Consider the following 11,704-nt stretch of genomic DNA (forward strand, 5'->3'; position numbering starts at 1 on the left):
CACATGTACTTAAATGACGTAAATATCTGCAGGTGTATTTAACGCTTTGACTCGCTTTGTTAACGTGCCTAGTGCTGGAATAATGCGTAACAGCTGTAAGTGACCCCATTTAGCTGCTTCTTTTACCCATGTCGATTCTGCAACCTTCTTGGGTGCGATAACCAGTATCTTGCTGACAGCAAACTGGTTATATTTCAAATCATTGATTGCAGTTAATGTGATAATGGTCTTCCCTAGTCCCATGTCCAATAACAGCCCTAGTGTCTCGTCAGTTATTAGTCTGTTGATGCAATAGCGTTGATAAGCATGTGGAACGTACTTCACTTTTTGCCCACCTCTTGGTGAATTCGGATCATTCATTTTCACCTTTTCTCACTGATCCAAAATCCCAAATATCGGGAATTTATCTGTAAACTTCCGTGACCAAAAACCCTTACGCGTGTATACGGGACGATTTATCTTTACTTAGCTATCCTATTCGTTGTATAGTCATTATTTACAAAAAGACAAAAACATCCTCATTGCTACAAAATAATTTAGTTTAGAATAGCCTAATTCTGTGTTAAACTAGATGCAGATACGTATAATAAAAAAACCGTAGATGCTTCCAACACCTACGGCCATACAATAGACTGTCCCTTTAAAGGGGCGGCTCAAGAACTAGTGAGAATGATCTCCCAGCCTGCTAAGCTCAAGGGAGATCATTTCTTTTTTAGGTAGGTTAACAATGCGAGGATGAACATGCCGAACATGAACATCAGAGTCAACGCTTGATATACCTCCATACTCTCACCCCCTTCCCTATTGGGATAAAAGAGAGTGAGCCGACCACCCTTGAGAGAGCCATCTATTATATTAAGGTGAATTATAACAGCAAATGGAATATTTGGTATATAGTTTTTTTATACCCACTGGGAAGCCAGCTCTTGGATTCTCTTCTCCTCGATCCTTTTCATCGTTCCGTAAAAACATTTTAAGAACCTGTCTAACTCCCACTCTTGTTGATCCCTCTTATACTCATGCTTGGTATATTCCCAAGCATCTAAGGCTACAGGTATGACATTCTCGTTTCTCTCCCAACAAGTTACTCTTTTGAACATCACAACCCTTGCCCAAAACTGCTTAATAACTGTCCCACAATAAAACGCTGGCTTGATTGCCTTAACAAATTCTTTCGGGATGTAGCTTGGGATAATTGTGGAGTCCTTTTCTAGCCGTGTTACTTTAACGTTATTTTTATTATTTTCTTTTTGGTTTTTTGACGTATTAAAAACACTTGTATTGGACTTGCTTTTGTTAGCTTCAGAGCTTAGTATTGTTGGGTTTTCTCCGCCATCCAACCCCTTCCCTTCACCTTAACCCCGTCATTTGAGGGTAAAAAAGCGAACATGTTAGCACCCTGTAAGCCTGTTTTCCTTGCTGTCGTAATACGCTTGATGATACCCGAAATGATCACTAAATATGAAAATGGTGAACTAACCATTTCTAAGAAACAAACTCTAGGTACCTATCTAGAATTTTGGCTGGAGAACTACGCAAAAAGCGAGACAAAATAAAAACAAATTGCAGTATGGCGAAGGATATCAAGATTTTGATCTGATTGTTTCATACGATGACGGGCGACCACAAGACCCTAGAAATCTACTTAGATACTATGAACGTTTGATCAAAGGTTGTGGGTTGCCATCTATACGGTTTCACGATTTGCGCCACACACACGCAACTATGCTACTGGGGGAGCACCCAAAGGTTGTATCTGAACGATACCGCTGAATTCATCCCTTAAATAAGAGTCTAAAAGAATTGATAGATTATCTCCAAGCGCCTCTATCTTCTCTAGCAGTCTTCCGGTTATGACACTGCTCACATAATGGCTGCCAGTTGTTCCTATCCCAAAACAATGTCCTATCTCACTTGTGCGGAACGATATGGTCAACTACTGTAGCACCCGTTAGCAATCCTTTGTCACAGCAATGTTTGCAGAGTGGATGCTTTTTCAAAAATCCTATTCTTGCTTTTCTCCACTTGGCATCGTAGCCACGTTGCGTAGATGATCCACGTTCTCGATCATACTGCTGGACTTGTTTCTTTTGATGCACAGGGCAATAAGCTTCTCTTGTTAGTGTTGGACATCTGGAATGCAGACAGGTCTTTAATGGTTTGCTAGGCATTGTTTCACCTTCCTTGTTTAATAGAAAAAATATCTATCAAAATGACCTATATATATTTATTTCTTTTCTTTTTCTTTTGTGTACTTATTGCATACATCATGCAGCAGAAACTAGAGTTACTGCTACAGAAATGAAAGTTATTGCTTACAGAAACTCAACTGGTTAAAATACCCATTTTTACTCAATGAGTTATTGTTAACAAAAACCCTTATTAATGTTGCAGAAACTACAGTTCAAACAGAGTTATTGCAACATGATGTAAACATTAAGTACACATTAAAAATAGCCACCCGTAGGTGACTAACTCTCTAATTCCTATGATATAAATTTACACCATCTAAAACCTAACAAACCATGATTAAAGCCTATTTTTTTCATATTATTTCCTTTTTTATTTTAGCTATGTTAAATCATGTCGTTATTTCTGAACGTTCGTTCTATAATTATGGTGACATCATGGATAGAACAAAATATTTGGAGCATTACCTGGCATGGTTTCGCTACCTCTCGATAGCAAGGAGTACGAACACAACGTCAAATAAAAAGAATATGTTAGTCTCTTCATGTCCGTTTTCTTTAAGGAAACAAACGTTTATCTTCCCTAAGCATCGTTTAAACTAATAAGAAGCATGTAGGAACTGTTTTAAAAGCATAAAAAAGGAGGCAAACACAATGACTGAGGAAAAACTTGTTATCGGTGCTGAAACAAAGTACCCTCTTAATGGAATATTGACCCTTCCTAATGAAAATAACCGATTGTTTCCTGCGGTCGTTTTGGTTCACGGCTCTGGCCCAAATAATATGGACGAAAAAATCGGAAATAATTATCCTTTTAAAGACCTTGCTGAAGGCTTGTCGGAAAAAGGAATTGCAGTGCTACGTTATGATAAGAGAACATTCGTATATGGCAAAGAAATGAAAAATGATACTGGGGTAACGGTTAAACAAGAAACAATAGAAGATGCCATTTTTGCGGCTGATTTCTTACGAAAAGATTCACGTATTGATTCACACAAAATATTTATTTTAGGTCATAGTTTAGGGGGAATGTTGGCTCCTCGAATTGATGCAGAAGGTGGAAATTTTGCTGGAATCATTATTATGGGCGGTTCTCCACGTAAATTAGAAGAAATTATAATGGATCAAAATAATGTTGTCTTAAACTCGTTGAATAAGTTTTTGAAAATGATTGCCAAGAAACAAGTAGCAAAATTATCATCCAAGTTTAACAACATTTATAACCTTAGTGATGAGGAAGCAAAATCAACCATAGTTTTTGGGAAACATCTCAGAGTATACTACCTCAAAGAAATGGGTGAACATCCATCTATTAATTATCTCAAAGTACTGGATAAACCAGTATTAATTTTACAAGGAGATAAAGATTTTCATGTATCAATAGAAAAAGATTTTCATGGTTATAAAAACTTTTTGGGCGATAAGCCAAATGTAACATTTAAACTATATGCGAACTTAAATCATTTGTTAATGCCTTCTGTTTATGGAGAGATACGAAAAGCAAAAAAAGAATATAAGGTCGCACAACATGTAGATAAACAAGTTATAAATGACATTTCAGACTGGCTTCTTTCAATATAGAAATATCAACGTAAGGAATACAGCGGACTTGTAAATAATCATATTCTTCCATCACTTGGAGAAATAGAATTATCCAAACTAACACCAAGACATATCCAAAACCTATACAATTCATTGTTTGAATCAGGTAGACTTTCAGACGAAAATATTCAAAAGGTACATACAATTATCAATGATTCATTAAATAAAGCGGTTAGTTGGGAAATGATCCCTAAGAATGTAGCTTCAGTTGTGGACAGGCCCAAAGCAGGAAAAAAGGAAGTGGAAGTGTGGGAATTGGAGGAAGCCCACACTTTTCTAAAATCATCGGAAAAGGATCGTTATTACATCGCTTTTCTTTTAGCCTTAACTACGGGTATGCGTCAAGGTGAAATTCTTGGTTTGCGTTGGAAGGACGTAGATTTAGAGAAGGGGGTTATATCAATAACCCAAACTTTAAGTCATGACGGAAAAGAGTTACAGATTGGGGCTAAAACTAATTCTGGAAATAGAACTATAGCTATTGATGCAGAAACAGTAAAAGAGATGAGGAAAGTTGAAAAAAGATACAAAGCTGAAAAATTAAAGGCTGATCCAGGTATGTATGAAGATAACGGACTAGTTATTAGCACTATTGTAGGAACCCCAGTAACACCAAGAAATTTGATGAGGTCATTTTACCGTTTGACTGAAAAAGCGCAGGTAAAAAAAATCAGATTTCATGATCTCCGCCACACACATGCTACGATGCTACTAAAAGCAAACGTTAATCCAAAGGTTGTTGTGGAACGTATGGGATGGTCTGATATGAAGATGATAGACCGTTATGCTCACGTTTTGCCTAACATTCAAAAAGAGACTGCTGAAACATTTGGTAAAGTATTCTTCGAAAACAAAGAAGCCAAATAAAAACTTCATTCGCGCCAAATTCGCGCCAAATTTTCTTTTCGCACCCAAAATCATATGGACAAGTCTATCTAAAAATAACAAAAACCCCTTGATTACCAAGGGGTTTAAACGTCTTATGTATGGTGATCCGGACTGGGTTCGAACCAGCGACCCCCACCCTGTCAATTTGGTCAAGAGTCTTTTCATTGGTTAATTTAAGCGCATAAACCTTACTGTAGTGCGGTTTATGTGTAATTAAGATGAGTTAAGTTTACCTGTTTTACTTAAGTGCGTTGTCAATTTGGTTGTCAACGTTGTCAGTCCCTTTCTATAGGGGTGAACAAGAAAGTCACCCCTCTATCTTCTCTATCATTGAACATAGCTCATGCTGCCATTCGGCATCATTTGTCAAGCTGGCAATTAGAGATAGATTTTTGAGTTTCGCAACCTCCCAAGCTCTTGTAGCATTTGCACTTAGGCATTGACTCATTTCAGTCATTTCTGAGTCAGTAAGTTCTCTGGTCTTATTAATAACCCACAATTCTGCCATACGTTCCTTAATCTTGATGGTACAGTGTATGCACAGTTAACTTTGATTTTGCATGTCCAACTGTGATTTTTTTCTATCCCAAATTTGCTCAACTGTCCATTGCTTTTGTAATCCCTGTTCAGCAGCTCGTGCATTCAATACATCCATTATGTCGTAAGCCAACGCTAGATTAGGCACTGACTTATTCCTAGCAAGGCTTGTGATCGTATTTCGGCTAACTCCAAGTGTATCAGCTAACTCCTGTTGTGACATGTCCAGCATGACCAGTATTGCTTTCAGGTAGCAAATCATAAAATCACCTCATTGCTCACTTCACTACTGCCCTTGTCGAATCCTTTAGCGAGTAAATGGAGGTTTTGACGAAAAAAAAAGACCTCGCCATCATCTTACTGGTGAGGTCATCTGTATCCTTATTCCAACAGTCAATTGTTCAAAAAAACTCTCCAATGGTTTAATTTCGTCAGAAAGCTTTACATATCTTTATTTTATTGAGCAACTTCGTTTTATCTATTTTGAACTGCTTTGATATAACCTTGTACTCACACCTAGCTGATAGTAATCAGTAAAAGGAGTTTTCAACTTAAGAATAGCTAGGAAACATTGGTACTAGCCTAATTGTTTAACATTAAGTCACTTCATATATATGACCATCGTTCAAACTTTTATTTAGTGCTTCCTTTAATTGATCAACTTTATCTGCTGTATTATCTACAAGCACTACGGAAACGGTTGGTTTTTTGCCTCCAGATTGCGGGTGTCTATGCTGAATTTCAACTTTATATTGATGCTGCTTCTCAAGATACTTAGAATCTAAATGGAAATTTGGAGATATTAAAATGCTATCCTGCGTTCTCTTAACCTCATCAATTGTCTTAATTTTGTCTATAATGTCATTTTTTATTTCCTTTCTTATATCTTTATTTGTGTTCCCCATATTTGTACCTAGACCCTTATCAATAACCGCCATTATTAATCATCCTTTCAATTATTATTTTCCATGGCTACCGTGTAAGGCTTAATTTTAGACGTGGTTCAATTACCAATATACCGTACAAACATACAAAAAAATACTTATTTTCAAACTTTTACACATCTTCTTGAATATCCCTCTATTTTTCGAGCTACATTTAATGATCACCTTTACAAATAATCAAAATCCTCCGTACTCTGGAGGGCTATTTTAGTATCCCTGACCTACTGGCAGTACATTCTATGTAGTTGTAAAATGACCCTCTTAGTAAGCTTCTAAACTAACCACATCTTCTACAGGTATCCACCAAAAATCCTCATCATTCTTTAGCTTGATCCTTTTGAATTGGGAATCAAATTTCTCTACCCATCCCCAAGCTGTTTCAATTACTCCTCTACCCTCTTTTGTCTCTTTCCACCAGCTGATTGTAAGGGCATACTCATACTGACGTGAGTCAGATATCCTGTAGCAAAACTCGGCTAGCTCATCCTCTTCAATGATCGGCTTCTCAATCAGTTTCTTATCCTCGTGAAGTTGGCGTAACATTTCGGCATGTTCAGGTAAAATGAATTTCGTTACAAGTGGATCAAGGATTTTACTAACCATCGAAACATCTCCTCAAATACGAATATGTGTTCTTATTTTATTTGATGATAAGGAGATTATGCAATGGATAAATATGGTTCGATTAAGTAAAATGGATAGTAATACATATAAGAAAATGACTATACGGGGGTTGGATATGAAAAAGAATCTGTTTACTTATTTGGCTATAATATTTTTTCTTACTGGATGTAGTAATAACGCAGCACCTAACGTGCAAACAGACCAAAATGTTAAAACACAAGAAGTGTCCGTACCAGTAACTGAACCATTACAAAAGCCTCAATCGACAGTAACAGAACCAGCCAAAACCAATACGTCTTTAAATGAAACCAAAATTGTAAAAACCTTAGATAATGGAGTAGTCGAAACAACAATAAACGGAGTATCAACATATTCGAATGATCCACAATTCAGATATTATAAAGGCGCTAATTGGGAAGACAATTATGACGGTCTTATTACTAAGGTTGAACGTATAGCACTGGCAGACTCAGTTCAAATTGATAATGAAACTACAGCCGATATCGTCAACGCAAAATTCATTCTTACTAACACAACGCAGAATAAATTTACTACATATCCTGACCAAGCAAGATTAGTAACAAGTACAGGTGAGCAAATAGAAATGCCCATTTATTGGACTAAGGCCATTGGTGGAGAAATTGATAAAGGGGTAACTAAAGAGAGTGTTGTTTACTGGAAACTAGACAGAGGTAATGTTGACAAACTTGAATGGGTTAAGTTGAAATGGGCAACAAGAAAAGGGCCAGCAAATAAACACGATTCTCCTGAAAAAGAGTACGAAATTGAAATTAAAGTACCTCAAAAATCTTCTAAATAAAAATAGCCCTCCAACGGTTTAATTGAACTGCCCCCAGTCAAGTAGACAACGGAAAAACAAAAAAATCTGACACCAACTATTTTCACATGGGTTGGTGTCTTTCTTATGCTGCTGAATTTTGAAGGTAGTGCCTGTATTCCAAAGGCGTCATACAGTTTAGTCTTTTCTGGTATCGATGGTTATTGTAGTAAGTTATGTATTCCATAATTGCTACTTCCAATTCTTTGTATGTGAATCAATTTCATAAATCAGAGCCCTACGGGCTCAAGGGTTTTTGAGCATAGAAAAAGGAGTACCTCCCCAAATCTCTAATAAGTTAAGTGCGATCTAAACTTAAGAGGTGGTGGTGACTCCCAGTGTCTATTATAAAACAAGGAAGCCTATTTGATATACAAGAATTATTCGACTTAGAACCTCCCAAACGTTTTGAGGCTATTTTCTCTACTCTTGACATTGAACCGATTCTTTTCTATATTTCCAAAAAATCGATCTATGGAGCTCCTACTGAGTTGAATTATGCTGCCATGCTGTATTCTCTGGTCGCTCGAATCGTAGAACGGATTCCAACTGTGAAAGATTTGCGGAAACGTTTAAAACATGACTTTATCTTTCGAATGGAATGCGGTTTTCTATTTTGTGACAGTCTTCCTTCCGAGGCATCGTACTCTCGTCTGGTTCATAAACTTTCTGAAACAGCACACCTCGAAAAAGTCCAAGACAAGTTACTCTTGCAAGCAATTCAGGAAGGGTTCATAGGCGATGAAGCAATTGCCATCGATGCAACCCATTTTGAATCCCGTGATCGTGGTGTGGAAAAAGAAAAAAAGACGAAACCAGAATTGAAAAAACGCGGACGTAAATCAAAAGCAGAAAAAGATATCTACGACAAGCAAAAGCAAGAAAAGGAAGCCCAGAAGTCCTTATATGAAAAAACCATTGCAGCTCAACTGGATGTGACGTTGGAGGACCTACGGTCCCAAGTTCCTATCAAACCTGATTGGGGAATTAAGAAAAATAGTGATGGAAAGAACATGTTTTGGTTTGGATACAAAGCTCATCTTGCAGTCAGTACGAAAAGTCAGTATATTCTTTGCTCCCTCATGTCCTCTGGAAGTATGAACGATGGGAAAGCAGCGATTCCTTTGTTGAAGGGAATTCAAACTGTCCTGCCCAATCACATGCGATATGCAATCATGGATGCGGGATATGACTATGTCCCGATCTATCAACAAATCGGACGAATGAACGCACAAGCGATTATTGCTTACAACAAGCGGAATGAAGGAGAAATGATTGGGTTCGATTCACATTTTGCGCCAACTTGTGTTCGAGAATGCTCTTATCGTTACGACAGTTATGATAAAAAGTACAAAACGTTGAAATTTGTACGGCCAAAAGAATGTAAAGACTGTCCATTGTCTCAAGATTCTCTCTGTCAAAAAGTCTATAAAATCAAGGCTGAAACCGATCTTCGAAAGTACACCGCGCCAGCCAGAGGAACGAAAACGTGGGAAGAACTCTATGACCAGAGAACAGCTGTGGAGCGAGTACATGCTTATTTGAAGGAGTTCTTTCAGCTAAACAATGTCCGATATCGCACAGGAAAGAGGGCAAAAGTCCATTTTGATTTGGTTACTCTTGTTTATAATGCATCCAAGTTAGCAGTGGATCGAATTCGTAAGGAACTGGCAAGTAGGATGAAAGTAGTAGCTTAATTTTTTCAAAAAAACAGCATAGATCCCGTAGGGATAGTCTAATCATTTTTGAAAAAAGCCTTTATGAAATTGATTCATGTATTAAATTTATTGAGATAATACATCTCGGATTTTATCATTCCCCAAAACGATTCCATCGGTCCATTGTCTATGCATCTAGATACCCTCGACATGCTTTGTATCATTCCTGCGTCGTCCAGTTTCTTTTTGAACATTTTGTTCGTATATTGGAATCCTCGGTCACTATGAAAGATGGGTTTAGCATTAGGATATGATTGATGTGCGATATCAAAAGTTCTAAACACAAGTTCATTGTTGTTGGAATGCCCTACCACAAAAGAAACAATACTTTTATCTGACAAATCCATGATTGCACTCAAATAAGCCTTGCTTTGAAGGCCATACTTCATTTCCGTCACGAAGAACGTTGGATTCCCATGTTTTCACAGAGTAGACTTATGGGATATGATTTACTTTCATGAAGATCACGTATTGCAAGATATACAGGTTCATATCGGACTTGGCTTAGAATCGCCTCCTTTGGATTTCGTCCAGCTTTTTTAATAAATCAATCTCCATTTGCTTTCTTCTGTTCTCAGCTTGAAGCAGCTTATTTTGTGCCCTCAGCTTCTCCACTTCGGACATCTCATCTTCAGACTTTCGCTTCCCACGTTTATCCTGAAGTGCATCTACACCAGATTTAACGTATTTATTTGTCCAAGAATAAACTTGCTGATAGGATACCTGAAATTTCTGTGCGGTTTGGACGTAATTGTGTTGATGTTCTATACAGAATCTGACGATTTCAATTCTTTCATCGTAAGTAGTTGCTCGTCCTTTTGTCATGATTGGTGTTCCTCCTGTGCCGCAAGCTTTCGGCTTCTCATGACCATTATACTTCAGGATCCAGTTACGCAGTTGGCGGGTTGATTTGATGCCATATCTTTTACATATATCCATGTGAGAACCACGACTAGCCAGATAATCCTCGACAGCTGTTTTCTTTAATTCTGTGGAATAGGAGGAGTTCTTGGATGTATTGAGCAATCCGTTTGGACCTAATGATTGATAAGTTTGAAGCCATTGTTTAATAGATGGAAAGGAAACATCTAGAAGATTTGCTAAATGATTAAGCGAATCTTCCCCACGAAGATATTTTTCAATAGCTGCAATCTTTTCTGACCCAGATATTTTTGCTTTATGGGACATAAAAATGCTCCTCCTTGTAAGGAAACAGTTATATTATTTCAACTGTCTACCACAAGGGGAGCATATCAATCCGTCAGAGAGCTTTGTCTTGTTGAAGGGCGGTTTGGGTATACAGACAGCACAAACAGCTACCCTCGTACAGAATGCAGGGTTTTCTAATGCTTTCAATCGCTTTAGATTATAATCTTCTTTCTTCATACAGTGACCCTTAAGAGGAGCTAATAATAAACATTGTTACTAATCCCATAGCAATAAACATTATCACAAGGGAAATAAGAGAGGTTTTTACAAGTTTTTTTTTCTCAGAAACATCCCCTCTCTTATACTGTAGTATTGCTCTGAAACTAAAAATAACCGTGATAGCTAAAGAAAAAATTAGAATTGTATTTGCCAATTGCTGCATATCTTTATCCTCCACGTATAGAAATTTAAAAGTTTCCTCTTTTCAAAATAAAAAGGGGAAACTTTTAGATAAAAAATAGTAAACTAAGAAAACATTTTATTGCGGCTCTATGTCAAAAATATATGCCCATGTCATATCTAACACTATGCCAGTATTATCACTGTTATTAGCATATAATCGAGAAGACAATAACGCCCAATAACTTCCAGCTATTCCAGGTGGAACAGCAGGTGCTACACCCCAAATACCTGCTACAACTGCAACACCTCCGGCTACTGATGCAGCACCGGCAAAATCAGCAGCAACTTTATTAGCCTTGCAGCTATCCAATTTCCTGCTATAACCCCACCAATAATTTTTTACTTCAGTAGTTACGCCATTACAATTACCTTTAATACTAATAACTGACGAAGGCTTACCTGAATGAGTTGCTTCTACGGTTAAATTATTGTATGCCTTTAAGTCCCCTTCTGCTATTTGAACATTAAGATGTTGAAGATGTTTTTGCTGACCAATCAGTAATTCCTCTTCAAAACCATCAGCTTTTGCTTTTTCAATATCAAGTTCAAAAAAGCCTTCGCTATTCACTGAAACATACTTTTTTAGAGGGAGAATATCCTCTTTTGTAAAATCCGATTCTGCAACTACAGATATTTCTTGAGATTGAGCTGCGAAAGCGAAAGCATCTGGTGATGGGGCCATAATTGTGGTAGCAAATAAGGCTAAGAAAGTGAACATCATCAAAAACTTTTTGTACATTTTTATTCCTCCTA

At 37.3% G+C, this 11,704-nt stretch carries 16 protein-coding genes and 3 pseudogenes; 6 read left to right on the plus strand and 13 right to left on the minus strand.

Annotated features, from left to right (window positions below; translation table 11 throughout):
• Nucleotides 1-9: 9 nt before the first annotated feature.
• The 3 genes from EEL30_26300 to EEL30_26310 form a co-directional block, all read right to left on the minus strand.
• Nucleotides 10-324 (minus strand): hypothetical protein, encoded by a 315-nt coding sequence (locus EEL30_26300; GenBank protein ID QDX95468.1) that lies wholly within the window; start codon nucleotides 322-324, stop codon nucleotides 10-12.
• Nucleotides 325-701: 377 nt separating this feature from the next.
• A complete protein-coding gene (locus EEL30_26305) occupies nucleotides 702-851 on the minus strand; it encodes a putative holin-like toxin (protein ID QDX95469.1) in 150 nt (49 codons plus the stop codon).
• 51 nt (nucleotides 852-902) lie between these two features.
• Entirely contained in the window at nucleotides 903-1,340 is a 438-nt protein-coding gene (locus EEL30_26310; GenBank protein QDX95470.1) for a hypothetical protein, read from the minus strand.
• A gap of 199 nt (nucleotides 1,341-1,539) precedes the next feature.
• Here EEL30_26310 and EEL30_26315 point away from each other — a divergent pair.
• Nucleotides 1,540-1,764 (plus strand): annotated as a pseudogene (locus EEL30_26315) (site-specific integrase).
• 47 nt (nucleotides 1,765-1,811) lie between these two features.
• Here EEL30_26315 and EEL30_26320 read toward each other — a convergent pair.
• A pseudogene (locus tag EEL30_26320) lies at nucleotides 1,812-2,171 on the minus strand (HNH endonuclease).
• Between the two features lie 465 nt (nucleotides 2,172-2,636).
• Between EEL30_26320 and EEL30_26325 the strand changes: the two are divergent.
• The 3 genes and pseudogenes from EEL30_26325 (at nucleotide 2,637) to EEL30_26335 (ending at nucleotide 4,658) form a co-directional block, all read left to right on the plus strand.
• A pseudogene (locus EEL30_26325) lies at nucleotides 2,637-2,792 on the plus strand (IS1595 family transposase).
• Nucleotides 2,793-2,843: 51 nt separating this feature from the next.
• Nucleotides 2,844-3,770, plus strand: a complete 927-nt coding sequence (locus tag EEL30_26330) for an alpha/beta fold hydrolase (protein QDX95471.1) — start codon at nucleotides 2,844-2,846, stop codon at nucleotides 3,768-3,770.
• A 114-nt stretch (nucleotides 3,771-3,884) separates the two neighbouring features.
• Entirely contained in the window at nucleotides 3,885-4,658 is a 774-nt protein-coding gene (locus EEL30_26335; protein ID QDX95472.1) for a site-specific integrase, read from the plus strand.
• Nucleotides 4,659-4,986: 328 nt separating this feature from the next.
• Here the strand turns inward: EEL30_26335 and EEL30_26340 are convergent, their stop codons facing one another.
• From EEL30_26340 to EEL30_26355, 4 genes are all read right to left on the minus strand, one after another.
• Nucleotides 4,987-5,187, minus strand: a complete 201-nt coding sequence (locus tag EEL30_26340; GenBank protein ID QDX95473.1) for a hypothetical protein — start codon at nucleotides 5,185-5,187, stop codon at nucleotides 4,987-4,989.
• A gap of 36 nt (nucleotides 5,188-5,223) precedes the next feature.
• The gene (locus tag EEL30_26345) at nucleotides 5,224-5,478 is read right to left on the minus strand and encodes a helix-turn-helix domain-containing protein (protein ID QDX95474.1); all 255 of its coding nucleotides are present in this window, start codon (nucleotides 5,476-5,478) and stop codon (nucleotides 5,224-5,226) included.
• 334 nt (nucleotides 5,479-5,812) lie between these two features.
• Nucleotides 5,813-6,154, minus strand: a complete 342-nt coding sequence (locus EEL30_26350; protein ID QDX95475.1) for a hypothetical protein — start codon at nucleotides 6,152-6,154, stop codon at nucleotides 5,813-5,815.
• 267 nt (nucleotides 6,155-6,421) lie between these two features.
• Nucleotides 6,422-6,763 carry a YolD-like family protein gene (locus EEL30_26355; protein QDX95476.1) on the minus strand — a complete coding sequence of 114 codons (342 nt, stop codon included), beginning with the start codon at nucleotides 6,761-6,763 and terminating at the stop codon, nucleotides 6,422-6,424.
• 58 nt (nucleotides 6,764-6,821) lie between these two features.
• Here EEL30_26355 and EEL30_26360 point away from each other — a divergent pair, with 58 nt between their 5' ends.
• The gene (locus EEL30_26360; GenBank protein QDX95477.1) at nucleotides 6,822-7,604 is read left to right on the plus strand and encodes a hypothetical protein; all 783 of its coding nucleotides are present in this window, start codon (nucleotides 6,822-6,824) and stop codon (nucleotides 7,602-7,604) included.
• A gap of 103 nt (nucleotides 7,605-7,707) precedes the next feature.
• On the opposite strand, the gene EEL30_26365 is transcribed toward EEL30_26360, so the two are convergent.
• Entirely contained in the window at nucleotides 7,708-7,809 is a 102-nt protein-coding gene (locus EEL30_26365) for a hypothetical protein (protein ID QDX95478.1), read from the minus strand.
• Between the two features lie 151 nt (nucleotides 7,810-7,960).
• On the opposite strand from EEL30_26365, the gene EEL30_26370 reads away from it, so the two are divergent.
• Entirely contained in the window at nucleotides 7,961-9,319 is a 1,359-nt protein-coding gene (locus EEL30_26370) for a transposase (GenBank protein QDX95479.1), read from the plus strand.
• 74 nt (nucleotides 9,320-9,393) lie between these two features.
• Here EEL30_26370 and EEL30_26375 read toward each other — a convergent pair whose 3' ends face one another.
• The 4 genes from EEL30_26375 to EEL30_26390 form a co-directional block, all read right to left on the minus strand.
• Nucleotides 9,394-9,738, minus strand: a complete 345-nt coding sequence (locus EEL30_26375) for a transposase (protein QDX95480.1) — start codon at nucleotides 9,736-9,738, stop codon at nucleotides 9,394-9,396.
• A 106-nt stretch (nucleotides 9,739-9,844) separates the two neighbouring features.
• Entirely contained in the window at nucleotides 9,845-10,528 is a 684-nt protein-coding gene (locus tag EEL30_26380; GenBank protein QDX95481.1) for a transposase, read from the minus strand.
• 208 nt (nucleotides 10,529-10,736) lie between these two features.
• Nucleotides 10,737-10,931 carry a hypothetical protein gene (locus EEL30_26385; protein QDX95482.1) on the minus strand — a complete coding sequence of 65 codons (195 nt, stop codon included), beginning with the start codon at nucleotides 10,929-10,931 and terminating at the stop codon, nucleotides 10,737-10,739.
• Between the two features lie 96 nt (nucleotides 10,932-11,027).
• Complete coding sequence (locus tag EEL30_26390; protein ID QDX95483.1) at nucleotides 11,028-11,690, minus strand: hypothetical protein; 663 nt, start codon at nucleotides 11,688-11,690, stop codon at nucleotides 11,028-11,030.
• Nucleotides 11,691-11,704: the final 14 nt, after the last annotated feature.

This window comes from Brevibacillus laterosporus (assembly GCA_007833815.1).
Classification (GTDB): domain Bacteria; phylum Bacillota; class Bacilli; order Brevibacillales; family Brevibacillaceae; genus Brevibacillus_B; species Brevibacillus_B laterosporus_D.